We start from the raw sequence: 16091 nt of genomic DNA, 5'->3' as shown, positions 1-16091 counted from the left end.
TTTAAGTCAGTATCAACTTATTCAAAACTAAAACAACAAGATGAAAAGGAAATTTCAATGAAAACAACATTCCTCAAACTGAGCACGCTGAGCGCTCTTTTCTTGGCGCCAACGTTGGCATTCGCACACCCTGATCATGAGTCCACGGCGTTTTCTAGCGGCCTTCTTCACCCTGTGACAGGCGTTGACCATCTCATTATGTTGCTGGCATTCGGGCTACTAGTTGGCTGTTTAAGTGCAACAAAAATGCAAAAGGTTGGGTTAATCATTGGTGCACTGGTCATGCTGATAGTGGGGCTGCTTGTTGGCAGTAGCTTTGGTTTAGCCACGGGTGTTGAAACGGCAATCATTGCCTCACTTTTTGTGGTCAGTGCCGCTATTTGGCACGCGTTTAGTGCATCGCAAAAGATGGGTAAGCTGGCAGTCGGTCTGTGTATTGGCATGATGTTTTTCCACGGTTACGCTCACGGAGTTGAAGCTGAGGGCACGCTTGGTCAGTTTTCAATGGGAATGGCAATCGGTGCATCGGCGCTAATGATGCTGGGTGCCCAAGTTGGTAGCCGTGTGGCGTCACGCTGGATGTCGGTCGGCGTCGCGGCAGTAAGTTCATTGTTTTTGATGGCAGCGTAATATGGGCGCTCATGCCAACGTTGCCTTGGATACGGTCTCAAAACCTAAGTCCAATAACGATGTTTCTAGCTACCGCTTATTTCAACTGATTAGCCCCTCACTTCCGATTGGTGGCTTTACCTACTCGCAAGGTCTGGAGTGGGCGGTAGAGGCGGGCTGGGTGAAGAATCGCACGTCGATGGAGCAGTGGTTAGCGAACATGCTGTTTAGCAGTGTGGCAACGCTAGAGCTGCCAATCATCGATAGGCTTTATCAAGCGATTCAAGCTCAAGATAGCGCGCTAATACACGACTTGTCGGAACGGCTAGTGAGTAGCAGGGAAACCAAAGAATTACGTGCAGAAGAAAAACAACGTGGACTCGCTCTCAACACATTGTTGAGTAGGCTAGAGATTAGTGTTGATGGTGTCGTGCTGGATAATTTTTCACCTAACCAGCTTCTGGGTTTATGTGTTGCAGCGGTGCACTGGAATATTAATGTTGATGAGCTAAAGAAGGGCTATTTGTGGAGCTGGGCGGAGAACTTGGTGATGGCTGGTGTAAAGCTGGTGCCACTTGGGCAAACCGATGGCCAGCTCGCTCTGATCAATCTCTCTGATCAGTTTTCCAAGGCACTCGAGATAGAGAAGCAGACAGAAGATTGGATGATTGGCAGTTTTACCCCTTCGGTATCCATTGCCAGTAGCCTTCACGAGACACAATACACGCGATTATTTCGCTCTTAGCTTAGTCTGGCGTTAGTGGCATTCGACGAGCAAAGAGTGACAAAAAGGAAGAGATACAACTATGACAAATACAACGGACAGTTATAAACAGCCACTGCGAATTGGTATTGGTGGCCCAGTAGGCTCAGGTAAAACCGCACTGCTTGAGGTGTTGTGTAAAGCGATTCGAGATAAGCTCCATATCGCGGTTGTGACGAACGATATTTACACTCAAGAAGATGCAAAAATTCTCACCAGAGCGGAGGCCCTAGAGCCGGATCGTATCATTGGTGTAGAGACAGGCGGTTGTCCACATACGGCAATCCGTGAGGATGCGTCAATGAACTTAGCGGCAGTCGAAGAGCTTGCCAAGCGTCATAAAAACCTTGATGTGGTGTTTGTTGAAAGTGGTGGTGACAACCTCAGCGCGACTTTCAGTCCTGAGCTTGCTGACCTCACTATTTACGTGATTGATGTGGCGGAGGGAGAGAAGATCCCACGTAAAGGTGGCCCGGGTATTACTCGCTCCGATTTGCTTGTGATCAACAAAATAGATCTTGCTCCTTATGTTGGGGCATCCCTTGAGGTAATGGAGCAAGATACGCAGCGTATGCGCCCAACCAAGCCGTTTGTGTTTACTAATTTGAAAGAGAGCAAAGGGCTGGATACGATCATCGATTTTATCCTGACCGAAGGTATGTTGGAGTTTCATAGTTAAGAATTTAAGACTTCGCTTCTATTTAAACGGTCAAAATTACCCATAAGTGACGGTTCTGACTTACACTTTTGCTATTACACGTGAGATGCAGGACCTTTATGTTTCAAGCAAAACTGATGGTTTGGATAACAGCATTGGTGTTTTTCGGTTACGGCGTGCTGTTTTCCCTTTCGCCCAGCGCCTTATTTGAAAGGGTCACAGACAGTGCGCTGTTTTCCTATTCTGCCGCCATTGATGTGAGAGCAACCTACGGTGGAATGATGACCGCGGTGGGCATCATTTTGGTATTGTTGGTGCTTAAGCAGGAAACCTTAAAGCTTTCTGTGGTCTCTGCGACCTTGTTAGCGGGATGTATGGCCGTCACGCGTGCTATGGGGATAGTTGCTGAAACACAGCCAAATGACACGATGCAGATTTATCTTATCACCGAGCTGTTTTTTACCCTTTGGGGCTTGTTCATTTTATGGCGACTGCCGAAACGGCGACTGTATTTTAGATAATTCACGGTCTGTGAAGACAATATCGATATCAAACAATGACGTCCGCTTTTGCAGTTCGAAGCGGACGTTTTTCTACCTGTAAACTGACCTACGCCAATCTAAAATAAGTGAGCTGCTGTTTTAGCTCTTCGGCCGCGACAGCCATTTCTTGTGTTTGTGAAGCGAGCTGGTTGCTTGCCTGATTGATTTCACGTGCTGACAAGTGGATGGTAGTCACATTTTCACTCATCTCATTGGATACCATGCTTTGCTGCTCCGCAGCGGCGGCAATTTGCGCCACCATATCATTAGCACCATTAAGATCATCGACCATAGACTCGAGTGTGGTTTTGGTATCGCTCGCCGCAGAGACACTGGCGCTGATACTGGCGTTGTTTTGCTCCATCACACTGACCACCTCGCTGGTTTTCTCCAATAGCTCGTTGATGGTGGTTTGAACTTGATTGGTCGATTGCTGAGTTCGACTGGCGAGACTTCGCACTTCGTCAGCGACGACCGCAAAGCCTCTGCCTTGCTCTCCTGCTCGCGCTGCTTCAATTGCCGCGTTGAGCGCAAGAAGGTTGGTTTGTTCCGAGACTTCTTGAATCACCTCAACCACATCACCAATATTATCCACGCCAATTTTAAGAGCGGTCATTAAATGGGTGCTCAATTCAATGGCGATTGAAATGGCGGAGACTTCCTCCAGTGTCGAGTCCATACTGGCGCTGCTTGTTTTGGCGTGTAGCGTCGCTCCGCTGGTTTTTTCTGCGCTTTGTTCCGCGTTGTTAGCGACATCATTAATGGTCGCTGACATCTCATTCATGGCGGTTGAGAGCTGTTCAAGTTGTGCATTCTGTGAGTCGAGGCTTTGTGCCGTTTCTTCACTGGTCGAAGCGATGCTTTCTGAGAGGCGACTGGCAGTGCTTGCGGTGAGCGTTGCTGCACTTAGTGTATCTCGAATGGTGTCTTGCATATCACTTAGACCATGACTGAGTTGGCCAATTTCGTCTTTGCGAGGTTGAGACAGGTTGGCGGTCAAGTCACCACTTGCCATTTGCTTGAGATCGGTGAGCAAGCGCTCAATCGGGTTAACGATATTATTGCCAATTACAAAGCTTGCCATCAGTAATACAAAAACGCAGCCAAGGGTAAACGTCACTTGCTTGGTAACCTGCGCGATAAAGTCTTCTTTGATATCGGAAACAAACAGACCTGAGCCAAGGATCCAATCCCATTCAGGAATATGCACTACGTAAGAGATTTTATCTTTCAGTTCTCCTTGCGGAGACAACCAGGTGTAGTCGAGGAAACCGGCAGTTTGGGTACTGGCAATCGTGGACATTTCACGCCAGTGATGCTTCCCAGCACCATCAACGGTGTTGCTCATATCATCACCAATGGAATCGGGCCTTAGAGGGTGCAGCACCAGTCGGTTTTGGCTGTTGGTCACCCAAAAGTAGTTGTTGCCGTCATAACGCATCGCATTAAGGGCTTGAGTGGCAGCATGTTGTGCTTGCTCTTTTGTCAGCGTTGGTTGAGTTTGATAGTAATTGATCAGTGAGACCGCGGTATCAATTTGGCCCTTGAGTTTGTTTTCACGCTCAGCAAGCTGCTGATTTTGCTGAAGGTAGACATTAAAAATACCCAGTAAGAGCATTAAAAGGGCAGAGAGAATGACAAGAAATTGGAGTTTGGTTTTTATGCTTATATTGTTGAGCTTCATAACTAGCCTCTATGACATGATGTTCATAACCTTATAATGCTATCGAATCACAGAGGGGTGTATAGGGGCAGTAGAGCAAAAACACAGTTCTGGTGTCTTTGAATGTAAAAAATGCAGAGGCGATCGAGTTATGAAGAGAAAAATGCGAGAAAGCAGCGGTTTTACCAAGTAAAAGGTGAGACACATCAAACTGAAGTTTTGATGTGTCTCGTAAAGGGCTATTTAAAAATGCAGTGCTTGGCGTAGTCGCTGGCTTCGTTAGCGGTCCAGTCGCCTTTCGGTTTTTCTTGCATGTCTTGGCACCATGCTTCACTGCCAACCTCTGTGCATGCGCTCAACGCCATGACACCGAGCACAACGAGTACCCACCTGCTGAGTAATGCAACCATTTTCCTTTCCTCTAGATATATTTCCTATGACCCAAAGACTATGCCAACGGGACTCCGCAAAAGCAACCCTTGGAATGAATGGTCTGGGTCGATCTCATATTTGTGCTGTCACTATAGGGCCTTAATGGATGGGTACTGAACACTAACAGTAGTCTGTAAGTTACTTTTCGCTTAAATATTACCCAAGCGCGCATACGGTAATTAATATCTTTTCGAACAAAGTCGCCCAATTAGAAAGCTAGTGGGATCATTTAGGCCAAAAATATATAGAATGGCATATTTATTAATAGTAAATAAATTCATCCATACGGTAAAGTATTTAGTTTTGTAAATAGCTTTGTCTTATATTTCGATCTGTTTAGTATTAAAAGTATTAATATAATTATTTTGTTTGCCACGTTGTATTTTAGGGAATGGAATGTTGTTCAATTTTAGAAAAAAAGCCACCGACTCTCATCAGTTAGTGAATAAGGAAGTGGTGAAAGTCATCAACCTTGATGTGGCAGCACTGTCGTCATTAGATACGGCTGATATGTTGTTTAACGGTGTTAAGCCCATATTAGGGATAGGATTTGTGCCACATGGTCACGATCTAAGTCAAATTCATCGATTGCTTAACAAGGTTGTCGACGGTCCGCTCATTCTTACATCTACCGCGGGTGAGCTTTCTTCTAGCCATGAGGATCTGTACTTAGCGACGGGTCAAACTCAAACCATGGTGCTGCAGCTGTTCTCATCACAATTGATAAGTGATGTCGATACCCATACCGTGCCGTTACCCTGCGATGATATTCAACGTGGAGTGAGTCATGTTCAGCCTTCTGTACGGGTTCAAGAGATTGAAAAGCAGCTGGAAAACATACGCTTATCCTTTACTTTAGATCCGACTGATTGTTTTTCGATGACTTTGGTCAATGGCCTTACCAACAGCGAAAACTGGCTGATGGAAGCGGTATACCAGTCGGGTAAGTTTCCGGTTCCCTTTGTGGGTGGCACCTCAGCAGGTAGCTTGAATTTTGATAGCGCTCCTTTCCACGATGGCACATCGGTTCGTCATCAACATGCTCTGCTGTGTTTTATTAAGCTCAATCCAGCCTATCAATTTCAACTATTCAAAACACAAAACTTCGAACCGGCAGGGCGCTCATGGCTAATTGGCGATGCGAATCCATCGTTGCGTTATGTGAAAGGGGTATTGTCGCCGTCCACGATGGAGATCAACAGTTTTCTAAATGAATTGGCGAGTCATTTTCGTTGCCGTCTAGAGCAAGTTGAGCAGCGTTTATCAGAATATACGTTTGCCGTAAAAGTCAAAGGAGAATACTTTGTTCGTTCGGTGGCGAGTATTAATATCTCTGAAGGAAAAGTGCATTTTTATTGTGATACGCCACTCGGAACTGAGCTGCATTTAATGCGAAAAACGCCTTTTGTTGAACAAACGGATAGAGACTTTGTAAGGCAATTAGCCAATGAAGATAAGTTGGTTGGCGGTATATTATTTGACTGTATTCTGAGGCGGTTAAATAATAGTCAAGAACTGAACAAAGTAAGTAATTTTTCTGAGCTTCCTGTGGCGGGCTTCTCTACTTTTGGGGAGCTTTTTGGGGTTAACATCAATGAGACGCTAAGTGCCATTTTCTTTAGTCGTCGTGGAGAGGGACTGGAACAAGCTCATGGTCAGTTTGTCGCCGATTACGCTTCTTATACTAACTACTTTTCGCAACTTAAACTGCGCTCAAATGAGTTGATGATGCGTATTCAAGACCGGTCATTGACTGACTCTATAGAAGCGATGAGTGTGGCGCACAAATCCAGCGAACTGACGCAAAACTCCATCAGCTATATCGACCATATCGGTAACAATTCATCGGCATTGTCATCCGACACGAATCAATTTAGTGGCACGGTTCGCTCATTGGAAAGTGAGGTTTGTGCTCTTCAACAGAACATCAGTTCCGTGGAAAAAGAGGCGGAGAGCTTGCGCAGCGTGCTGTCGATAATCGATAAAATTGCTGAGCAGACAAACTTGTTGGCATTGAATGCCAGTATAGAAGCCGCGAGGGCCGGTGAGTATGGGCGTGGTTTTGCCGTAGTCGCTGATGAAGTACGAAATTTGGCGAAAAGTACTCAGCAGTCTTTGGACAACTCTCGAACGAGCGTCAATGCTTTGTTCCAGCAGATGGATACCATCGCCGATGTCGTTAAAACGGTCGGTGAGCATATGCATGATGCAACTGCTCGAACCGAATCAATTGCTACCGCTATTCAAGATATCGACAATTTGGCACGTGATACCAATCGACTGTTAGAAAATAGTCACAGTATCGCCACCGAACTTCAGAGTATGGAAGCGAAAGCGCAGCAGCATCAACAAGACGTTGAAACCATTCGTAGTCAGGTAAGTTAATTTCTACTCACGTAAGCTAGTGGGTGATGGTATCCGCTAGCTTGTGCGTACGATGCAAAGACCGTTTGAAAAAGAAACTAGACGACTGGTCTAATTGTGTGTCATGATGCCTGCCATGAATGCAAAGACCAATGAAACCCGCCAACACATTTTGGATGTCGGGTACGAACTGATTTTATCAAAAGGCTTTACGGCGGTTGGGCTGTCTGAACTTCTCAAGACGGCGGATGTGCCTAAAGGCTCGTTTTACCACTACTTCAAATCCAAAGAGCATTTTGGTGAAGTATTGATAGCCAATTACTTTGAAGGTTACTTAGAGCGATTAAACGACTTTTTGTCTGATAGTCAGCTTAGTGGCTATGAGCGTTTAATGGGCTATTTTGCACGCTGGCTGGATGTAGAAAATGGTCGCTGCAATGCTCACAAGTGTTTGGTAGTGAAGCTTGGTGCTGAGGTTTCAGACTTGTCAGAGCCAATGCGTGCAGCACTGCACCGTGGGGCGCAGCAGATCGTAAGCAGTATTGCTGACTGCATTGAGCAAGGTATTGCTGATGGTTCTATTGCCAAGCAAGATAGCCTAAGCACCGCGAGCATTGTTTATCAGCAATGGCTCGGGGCGAGCTTGGTAAGCAAGCTCAGTCAAAATACGCAACAACTCGAATTAGCTCTGGCAGCGACACAGTCACTGCTTAAGCGATAAACAAAAACACCTGCTTAAATTCTGGCTATGCTAAAGCAACAGGAAAGCAGGTTTTTTTAGAAACGAACACTAGACGACTGGTCTAATACTATAAAAGGGAATCCCTATGTTACAGAACAACAGAAGAATTGTTTTAGCCTCTCGCCCTGTTGGCGCACCGACGCAAGACAACTTTCGCCTAGAGCAAGTTGACATTCCACAGCCTCAGGAAGGGGAAATGCTACTCAAGGCCATCTATCTTTCATTGGATCCATACATGCGTGGTCGAATGAGTGATAGTAAGTCGTACGCAGAACCCGTAGCGATTGATGAAGTCATGGTGGGTGCAACCGTATGTCGTGTAGAGCAATCTAACCATGCTCAATTTGAAGAAGGTGAATGGGTACTCGCTTACACGGGTTGGCAAGACTACGGGATCTCAAATGGTGAAGGCCTAGTAAAACTGGGTAAAACGCCAATGAACGCGTCATACGCATTGGGCATCATGGGTATGCCTGGCTTTACCGCATACATGGGACTTTTAGATATTGGCGCACCAAAAGCGGGTGATACCGTTGTAGTAGCGGCAGCAACGGGGCCTGTGGGCGCAACCGTGGGTCAAATCGCGAAACTTAAAGGTTGTAAAGTTGTGGGCGTTGCTGGCGGTGAAGAAAAATGTCGTCACGCAGTAGAGGTTTTGGGTTTTGATGTTTGTCTTGACCATAAAGCGGATGACTTTGCTGCTCAACTTGCCACTGCGTGTGACCAAGGCATCGATGTTTACTTTGAAAATGTCGGCGGCAAAGTGTTCGATGCAGTAATGCCACTTCTTAATACGGGCGCGCGTATTCCAGTTTGTGGACTTATCTCTCAATACAATGCGACCAGCTTACCTGAAGGCCCGGATCGCATGTCGGCGTTGGTGGCCACTTTGCTTATCAAACGCATTAAGATGCAAGGCTTCATTATCTTTGACGACTACGCCCATCGCTACGATGAGTTCGCGGCGCAAATGAGCCAGTGGTTAATGGAAGGCAAGATGCAATACAAAGAGCACCTAGTGAAAGGAATGGATCAGACAGTGGATTCGTTTATTGGCCTGCTAGAAGGCAAAAACTTCGGCAAGCTGGTGATTCAGCTGAATGATGTGGAATAGATTTTTGTCGGTTTAATTGTGAAGCGCTCAACTAGGTTGAGCGCTTTTTTATAGGTTCCACAGGTGGCTCATACTAACGAGTCCAACACGTTAAGGATTGAGAAGAGCCTCGGCTAGTTTGTTGTTTACACCCGCAATCCAGCCTCCATCAACTCGAATGTCGGTACCGGTAATGTATTGGCTCGCATCGCTTGCTAGAAAGTGATAGGTCCCCAGAAGTTGCTTAACATCAGCGGGTTTACCAAGGGCGGTGAGTGCTCTACATAGATTAGCTTCGGCTCCATCGTCTGGCTCCATATCGGTGACAACGGTACCGGGTGACACCGAATTGACCCTGATGCCACGCTTCGCCCACTGCATGGCTACGTTTTTGGTGAGTTGAACCAACGCCGATTTGCTTATGCTATAGCTGGTGTAGTCTTCTACGGTAAGATGGGCTGCCAGAGAGGCGGTGTTGATGACTGATGCACCCTCATTTAGCATTGGGTACGCCGCCTTCAAACAGCGGGTTACGCCCAGTACATTGGTATTGAAATTCTGCTCCAGCTCCTTAGAGGTGATTTTATCAATCGGGGCTTGCTGACCACTTATACCAGCATTGTTGATGAGTACGTCTATCTGAATGTCCGCTTGTGACAGCTCTTCAAATGCGTCGACAACGGAATCATCGCTTGCAATATCCATCTGCAAAAAGCGAATAGGAAGGGCTTGCAGCTCAGCGCTATGAGTTCGAGCAGCCGCCGTAACCTTCGCTCCTTGTTTGATGAAATGTTCGACCAGCGCTAATCCTATTCCGCGACTGGCGCCGATGATCACGATGTGTTTCCCGGATAACTGAAACATAGTATCTCCTTGTTTTAGGCTATGAATCATTTTGACTAAGTTAAGTTATTTACCATATACCCTGATAAGGTGAGTGAACCTTCAATGGAAGCACACCACAAACTGCTATCGTGATCTTGAGCTATCTACTGTTGTGCCAGTAAACTGCAACGTAAGTTTTACTAGGAACAAGATAATGCACATTGTCGCCTCTAACAGCGTTCGATACCGTTCACTGCTGCTTAAAGCACTATTGAAAAAATCAAAACCAGGAGCCTTGTCGCAATCATCAGTGAATGTGACTTTGTTCAATCCCTCATTCTCAATAAATGCCGATGCTCATCGTTGTTATTGCACGCATTTTGGTTTTGATGAATCGAGCGTACCGGCGACGTATTTGTTCGTTGCAACGCAGAGTGAATTGCTACAACTTTTTGTTCACCCAGATACGCCAATACGTCCATTGGGGCTGGTTCATACGTTTGTTGAGTTTGAACTGACTGAAAAGCTAGAAGTAGGGGAGAACTATCAATTTACAGTAACGCTTGAAATGAAAGAGAGAACAGAGAGAGGTCAAAGGTTTGAGACGCTTGGAGAATTCTCTTTAGATGGAAAAACGTTAGCGCGTTATCGCAGCGGATATTTGATGCCAATTAAAAGCGGGAAGTCTAAGCAAAGCCGTTCTGTTTTGGCCGAAGATATGACGGCCTACCAGTATCAAACCAACATACAGACATCAAAAATCAGCACCAGAGCGTACGCCAGCGTGACGGGGGACTATAACCCGATTCATTTAAGTGGCTTCATAGCGAAGCTTTTTGGTTTTAAGGCGCCCATTGTTCATGGCATGGATATGGCTGGGAGGTTATTGAGTGTCGCCGGTAACCGAGGCGATGCGAATCAGAATTTGACGCGGTGTCATTTCGGCTTCAAACGCCCAATATTTGTCTCGCAAACGCTGGACGTTATGAATGATGATAATCAGCTATTGCTCGTAAATGAAGACGGTAAAACGTGCGTGACTATGGCCGCTGGAAAGTGGATTAGTTAGGCTTTGATTGCAGTTTCTGGTTTAGCCATGTAGCACTGCTCGTCGATTGCCCATCACAGACTACTTGATACGCTCTACCGGTAAACCAGCTTTTAGACGCCACTTCATCAATAAACACTTGAGTGGAAGTGACATCGTCTTTGGCGTAATCCCACTTTCTGCGAAGGTGGGCTGCTGCCTCTTGACCATTGTGTTCGTCGCCATTGCGAATAAAGGTGCAAGGGGAGCCATTCATTTGCTCGATAAGGTAGAGCACATCGCTTTCAGTGCTTGCCAACACACTTTGGCTGGCAAGACTTAGAACTAAAGCGGTGATTGACAGTGTTCTCATTGCTGCCACCATTTGGTGACGGGCATAGGGTCAGCAATCTCGAGGCGCTGGCCGATTTCTGGTGAAACCATCGTTACACCGCGTTCTTCGCTGATTTCTAGTGCCCTATTCATAGGCTCATACCAATCGTGCAAAGCAAGATCGAAGGTACTGTTGTGGATTGGCATCATGACTTTACCTTTTACATCGATGTGTGCTTGTACGCTTTGCTCCGGGAACATGTGGATCTGTGACCAGAGTTCATTGTATGCACCGGTTTCGATCATCGTAAAGTCAAATGGGCCATATTTTTCGCCAATCTCTGCAAAACCTCCAAAGTAGCCAGAGTCACCGCTAAAGAATACTTTTGACTCTTTACTATCAACGATCCAGCTGCCCCACAGTGTTGAATCTCGATCGGTCAGGCCACGACCAGAGAAGTGCTGTGTTGGCGCTAGCGTATACTCAATACCATTCACATTGTGTGATTCCCACCAAGCAAGTTCGGTTACTTTTTCTGAAGGCACACCCCATTTGATCAGGTAATCACCCACTTTAAGTGGCACGATGAAATGATTCACCTTATTCGCGAGCACTTTTACTGACGCTTTATCTAGATGATCGTAGTGATCATGACTGATGATCACCACATCAATATTCGGTAGTGCTTCTAAAGTAATCGGCGTTTGGTGAAAACGCTTTGGTCCAGCCCACTGTACAGGTGATGCTCGGTCACTAAACACCGGATCGGCCATGACCAATTGGCCATCGAGTTTCATGATGATGCTTGAGTGTCCAAGACGATATACCACGTCACTTTGCTCATTTACTAGCTGCTCGGCTGTAATTGCGTGCACTGGCAACTCAAAAGTGGGTGTTGGCTCTGCGCGTTCGGTTGTGAAATAGGATTTCATCACATCAACGATGTCACCAAAGCTCGATTTGTATTCCATTTCAGTGTTGACGTACTTGTCTGGATAACGCTTAGAATCTTTTTCGGTGTTAGTGCAAGCAGCAAGTGAGGCAATACTCATAGATAGAACTCCCAATGTCGCGAATAGTGACTTTTTCATAGTGATGAACTCATTTCGTGGGCTAGTGCCCATCTCTCAATTAAAGTAAACTAACCAGTGCAGTTTACTTTCTTGTGGTGAAAAGTAAACTGATTAGTGTAAAATAATCGAAGAAATTTTCGTCCCTCTGGTTAACGTAATGATTGAAAAGAAAAAAACACGAAGCGAGCTAAAGCGAGAAGCAATCATTAATGCTGCTAAAGAAGCGTTTAATGAATTTGGTGTGCAAAATACCAGTATGGACAAGTTGGCAGCAATGGCAGGTGTGTCTAAGCGGACTGTCTACAATCACTTTGAATCAAAAGAAGAGTTAGTGATATTACTGCTATCTGAGCTTTGGAAGCAGTCTATGGCTGATGTGGATTTGAGCCCTCTTAAATCGAAAACTGTCGAGCTGCAATTGCAGTATTTGCTTGAGCACGAGATCCGAATTTTAAACCAAGCGTCCTACATCGATTTAGCCAAAGTGGCGTTCGGCCATTACTTCTATCGACCGGAAGAGCTTCAACAGCAAGCCGCGCAAATGTCCAAGCAAGAAACGGCACTGTACAAATGGCTTGAACAACAACATGCTAATAAAGTGATGGTTATTGATGATATCGAGACGGCTAGCATTCAGTTACACAGCCTTATTAAAGGTAGCTGCTTTTGGCCGCAACTGATGGGGCTGAGTCATGCTCTTAGTGATGATGGTATCACTCAATTGGCTCAATCCACGGCGGATCTATTCTTGGCTCGTTATTTAGCGCGTTAATATCAAACTCTCTTTCGTTCTTTGGGCAGTATGTTGTCAGTCCATACTGCCTTTCAATGCGACTTTGCTTAACCATGGCACGTTGCCATAACCTTCCTAGATTTTTCAGCGTTGTTACCAATAAACACCCTCTCTCCAGTACTCGTGCTTCCAAGTTGCTGTTTTTGTGCCAAATATGATTTGAGTGCATCGTTTATGATTCTTATTTGTCAAAATTGATATTGCGAATGGCTGCTTGTTGAGCTATTATTCGTGCGAATTAATCGTTTTTGATTGTAAACGGACATCTAAAGACTCATTTGTAAGGCGGAAGGTCAGGGCGAGCTCATGGTCAATCGAATTATCACTATTGTTTTATCTTTAGTTTCATTTTTGAGTTTTTACGTTGAGGCATACATGCTGACTTCTGCTGATATCGGTCGAGCAAATCGCACATTTTGCTCACAACTATCTGGTTCTCATATCGACCAATTTACGGTTGTTCGAACGGCATGTTTCGTACTTCAAAATGACAGCTTGAGATTAGAGGTGATCGCAGATCTTTCTCTCCATTTATCAAACATTGTTGCCCGCTCTGATATGAGTCGAACTTCATTGACTGAAGGGCTACTTGCTAGGGCGGAAAACTTTTCCGCTAGAGTAATGATGTTGCCAATCATAGAAGCGCACAGTATTGGTGAAGAGTTACGTAGATTAGACAACGTAAGCACCTTCAGTGTGACGCTTGTTTACGTATTTGCTGACGGCGAAATAATCAGAGTAGAAACCAGTAAACGAATCGGTTGAAGAAAGTAGGGGACAGAGTGAGATAAAGCGGAGATCGTCGCTTATGGATGAGCAGTATTCCCAAAGGATCCTCGTGGGTACTTTGGGAATAACTAAGAGGCAGTACGATGAAAAAACTATTGGCACTCGCGCTATTGGTACCGACACTCGCACAGGCTCATAGCCAAACACCTCGCGAGATTAAAAGTACATAGCAACCGAGAGAGCGGATGTTGCATTGGACGTGACGAATCTAAATACCTACGTACAGAGTTACGAGGTGATTGTGGAAGGAAAGGTGTTGGGCAGTTTCACGCTTAGCCCTGACGAAACAAAGAAGATTCATTTGAACCTCAAAGTGGAGGGCTTTGATAAGTGGACAAATAAAATTGTCGCAACGCGCTCGATTCCAGACAAAGGCGACGCGGTACGAACTGAGGTTCAAAGCCTAATTCGACTTTACCGACCAACGATCAAGGGTTAGTGATGAAGTTTGCATTATTCGTATTGGCAGCCGTTGTGACATTCGATGCCGCCGCCGCTTACATGCCTAGCCCCACGATGGCGCAGGGCGATCGGATTCGCGTTCGGGGTGAGTCGGGTATCGAGATAGACGCCACTTACCAGCCAGACATGACGCTGCAAATGGGTGGCTCGCTTGGCAATGACTTGAATAAGGATAATTGGTATGACCATCACCACCGCCATCAGGACCGGTATCGAAATGAGAACTCAGTTTATATTCAGGCTGTGGTGCCGATTACGTTTGGAGAGCGCAAGAAGCCGGATCCTAAACGGTTGTACGACATAGAGTTAAGATCAAGGGAAGCGCAAATCCAAAAGCTAGAAGCTGAAGTTAGATTATTACGCGCTGCCACTGAGGCTGGCGCAACATCCACTAAAGAAGTCTTTGTAGAAGGTTAAACCATGAAAAAAATCCTCCTCGCGACAGCCATCGCCGCCATCTCAGGTTCCGTACTTGCGAGTTCTAACGGTGTTCGTTTTGAACGTGAGATTAAGCACGTCAACGGTATCACCATTGATAAAGAGTTAGCGCACATCTCAATGAAAGGTGAGCATGCCGGTGAACGCGGTGAGTTTACGATTGTGTCTAACCATCCATCAGGTCATGAAAGCGTGATGTTCGACATGCAAGAGTCTGCCGCAGTTCAACCAGGTGATGTCACCTACACGGTTGATGGCTCATTTTCGGTTCGTCACAAAGAAACGAGAGACATCCGAGCGGGCAAACATCATATAGGCGCTCACATGCATCATAAAACGTACGCTGACTTTAAAGCAGGCGATAAGATTGAGTCGATTGTCACTATTACACTGCTAGCACCAACCTCATAGCCGGAGGTGGGGAGTATGAAGAAAGTACTCATAATAGCGGCGGCATTTCTAGTTCTTGGTTTTGCGGCAGTCCATGTGATGACGGACCCAAGCAACTATGTTGAGAACCCTTGTCCGCACGCAGCTCAACAGAAAGCAGTGTTGAGATTGTGGGCTCGCCCAAAGTCGGCGTTATTCTCATCTATTAGAAAGGTCGCTGACGCGACCTTTTTTGCTACTCACAGAAATGTCCTAGCTCTTGTACCAAAAGCTGCGTTGCTTTGGAGTAGATGTGGCGCTCTTCCGCTCCTACTAACTGCACAAGCAGTACTTTATTCGAGGCTAAGCATTGGCGAAGCACGCGCAGCACCATATTGACGTCCAGTTTATGTTTCTCGCTGCTGGAGTTGTGTTTGGAGATAGAGGGCAGATCGACCGTCACGATGAGTTTATCAACATGGTTGATAAAGCGCGCGAGCTGCTCTTTTATCATGGTACGTCCACGGTAATTGACTTCCTCAGCAAGTAGCCAATTGCATCCCATATCTTCTGCGTACTCGAGCTGTTTCTTATCGCAATGGTGACGATCGATGCCCACATGAAATGCGCGGCATTCATTATAGCGGTTTAGTGCGAAATGGAGCATGGAGCCCATGTTCAAGTCTAAACACTGATCCATTAACAGGTGAGCATTGACGTTGACAATACCAACGTCCTCTTGGTCGATAAGTAGGCTTGGAAGTACATCAAGTAAGGTCTCATGGCAGTTAGTGATCACCAGTGGCATGGCACCCACTGTAATTTGTTCAACAAGAGTGCCCTTGAAATCATGACATGCCATCTGGTTTTCGAAGTAAGGAGGCTTGTTGTGATGTCCGCTTAGAATAGGGAAGTGGCCTACGTTTCTCATTGAATGAGAATTTTGCTGAGCACTAAGCCAGTCATAGGCGGTATCAAGCAAAGATTCAGCGTCTTCAAACTGGGCGTTATTCAGGGGTTTAATCACTTCACATACGGTTAATACCGACAGTTTGTTTTCCATGATTGGGTGATAACGACGTTTCCATAACTGTTTGAAGACGTTGAGCATGATG

18 protein-coding genes are annotated in these 16091 nt (G+C 45.9%); 12 read left to right on the top strand and 6 right to left on the bottom strand.

What is annotated here, in order from left to right:
- Positions 1-57 precede the first annotated feature (57 nt).
- The 4 genes from AAA946_RS20855 to AAA946_RS20840 all read left to right on the top strand — a co-directional run bounded on the left by AAA946_RS20855 (position 58) and on the right by AAA946_RS20840 (position 2551).
- Positions 58-630, top strand: coding sequence for a HupE/UreJ family protein (locus tag AAA946_RS20855; protein ID WP_338166671.1), 573 nt, complete (start codon positions 58-60; stop codon positions 628-630).
- A gap of 1 nt (position 631) precedes the next feature.
- Positions 632-1354: an urease accessory protein UreF gene (locus AAA946_RS20850; RefSeq protein WP_338166670.1), complete on the top strand. Its 723-nt coding sequence runs from the start codon at positions 632-634 to the stop codon at positions 1352-1354.
- A 61-nt stretch (positions 1355-1415) separates the two neighbouring features.
- Positions 1416-2051: an urease accessory protein UreG gene (ureG, locus tag AAA946_RS20845; protein ID WP_338166669.1), complete on the top strand. Its 636-nt coding sequence runs from the start codon at positions 1416-1418 to the stop codon at positions 2049-2051.
- A gap of 98 nt (positions 2052-2149) precedes the next feature.
- Positions 2150-2551 (top strand): DUF4345 family protein, encoded by a 402-nt coding sequence (locus tag AAA946_RS20840; protein WP_338166668.1) that lies wholly within the window; start codon positions 2150-2152, stop codon positions 2549-2551.
- 88 nt (positions 2552-2639) lie between these two features.
- On the opposite strand, the gene AAA946_RS20835 is transcribed toward AAA946_RS20840, so the two are convergent.
- Positions 2640-4256 carry a methyl-accepting chemotaxis protein gene (locus tag AAA946_RS20835; protein WP_338166667.1) on the bottom strand — a complete coding sequence of 539 codons (1617 nt, stop codon included), beginning with the start codon at positions 4254-4256 and terminating at the stop codon, positions 2640-2642.
- Between the two features lie 218 nt (positions 4257-4474).
- Positions 4475-4600, bottom strand: coding sequence for a DUF3012 domain-containing protein (locus AAA946_RS20830; protein WP_338167214.1), 126 nt, complete (start codon positions 4598-4600; stop codon positions 4475-4477).
- A 463-nt stretch (positions 4601-5063) separates the two neighbouring features.
- On the opposite strand from AAA946_RS20830, the gene AAA946_RS20825 reads away from it, so the two are divergent.
- The 3 genes from AAA946_RS20825 (at position 5064) to AAA946_RS20815 (ending at position 8887) form a co-directional block, all read left to right on the top strand.
- Complete coding sequence (locus AAA946_RS20825; protein WP_338166666.1) at positions 5064-7052, top strand: methyl-accepting chemotaxis protein; 1989 nt, start codon at positions 5064-5066, stop codon at positions 7050-7052.
- A gap of 115 nt (positions 7053-7167) precedes the next feature.
- A complete protein-coding gene (locus AAA946_RS20820) occupies positions 7168-7752 on the top strand; it encodes a TetR/AcrR family transcriptional regulator (protein WP_338166665.1) in 585 nt (194 codons plus the stop codon).
- A gap of 106 nt (positions 7753-7858) precedes the next feature.
- On the top strand, positions 7859-8887 hold the full coding sequence (locus tag AAA946_RS20815) for an NADP-dependent oxidoreductase (RefSeq protein WP_338166664.1): 1029 nt from the start codon (positions 7859-7861) through the stop codon (positions 8885-8887).
- Positions 8888-8977: 90 nt separating this feature from the next.
- Here the strand turns inward: AAA946_RS20815 and AAA946_RS20810 are convergent, their stop codons facing one another.
- Positions 8978-9730 (bottom strand): SDR family NAD(P)-dependent oxidoreductase, encoded by a 753-nt coding sequence (locus tag AAA946_RS20810; RefSeq protein WP_338166663.1) that lies wholly within the window; start codon positions 9728-9730, stop codon positions 8978-8980.
- Between the two features lie 175 nt (positions 9731-9905).
- Between AAA946_RS20810 and AAA946_RS20805 the strand changes: the two genes are divergently transcribed.
- A complete protein-coding gene (locus tag AAA946_RS20805) occupies positions 9906-10760 on the top strand; it encodes a MaoC/PaaZ C-terminal domain-containing protein (RefSeq protein WP_338166662.1) in 855 nt (284 codons plus the stop codon).
- Here the strand turns inward: AAA946_RS20805 and AAA946_RS20800 are convergent.
- Both AAA946_RS20800 and AAA946_RS20795 read right to left on the bottom strand, forming a co-directional pair.
- On the bottom strand, positions 10753-11091 hold the full coding sequence (locus tag AAA946_RS20800; RefSeq protein WP_338166661.1) for a DUF5329 family protein: 339 nt from the start codon (positions 11089-11091) through the stop codon (positions 10753-10755). The two genes, AAA946_RS20805 and AAA946_RS20800, sit on opposite strands and share 8 nt — an antisense overlap.
- A complete protein-coding gene (locus tag AAA946_RS20795) occupies positions 11088-12104 on the bottom strand; it encodes an MBL fold metallo-hydrolase (protein WP_338167213.1) in 1017 nt (338 codons plus the stop codon). The genes AAA946_RS20800 and AAA946_RS20795 overlap by 4 nt, the downstream gene beginning before the upstream one ends.
- Before the next feature lie 178 nt (positions 12105-12282).
- Here AAA946_RS20795 and AAA946_RS20790 point away from each other — a divergent pair, with 178 nt between their 5' ends.
- The 4 genes from AAA946_RS20790 to AAA946_RS20775 all read left to right on the top strand — a co-directional run bounded on the left by AAA946_RS20790 (position 12283) and on the right by AAA946_RS20775 (position 15018).
- The gene (locus tag AAA946_RS20790; RefSeq protein ID WP_338166660.1) at positions 12283-12897 is read left to right on the top strand and encodes a TetR/AcrR family transcriptional regulator; all 615 of its coding nucleotides are present in this window, start codon (positions 12283-12285) and stop codon (positions 12895-12897) included.
- Between the two features lie 396 nt (positions 12898-13293).
- Positions 13294-13683, top strand: a complete 390-nt coding sequence (locus tag AAA946_RS20785) for a hypothetical protein (protein ID WP_338166659.1) — start codon at positions 13294-13296, stop codon at positions 13681-13683.
- 465 nt (positions 13684-14148) lie between these two features.
- The gene (locus tag AAA946_RS20780) at positions 14149-14586 is read left to right on the top strand and encodes a hypothetical protein (RefSeq protein WP_338166658.1); all 438 of its coding nucleotides are present in this window, start codon (positions 14149-14151) and stop codon (positions 14584-14586) included.
- Positions 14587-14589: 3 nt separating this feature from the next.
- Entirely contained in the window at positions 14590-15018 is a 429-nt protein-coding gene (locus AAA946_RS20775) for a hypothetical protein (protein ID WP_338166657.1), read from the top strand.
- 214 nt (positions 15019-15232) lie between these two features.
- Here AAA946_RS20775 and AAA946_RS20770 read toward each other — a convergent pair whose 3' ends face one another.
- The gene (locus AAA946_RS20770) at positions 15233-16087 is read right to left on the bottom strand and encodes an arginase family protein (RefSeq protein WP_338166656.1); all 855 of its coding nucleotides are present in this window, start codon (positions 16085-16087) and stop codon (positions 15233-15235) included.
- Between the last annotated feature and the right edge of the window lie 4 nt (positions 16088-16091).

Origin of the sequence: Vibrio sp. 10N, assembly GCF_036245475.1 — a bacterium.
GTDB lineage: Bacteria > Pseudomonadota > Gammaproteobacteria > Enterobacterales > Vibrionaceae > Vibrio.
Note: the sequence above shows the minus strand (reverse complement) of the source record. Positions and strands in the feature narration are given on the sequence as shown.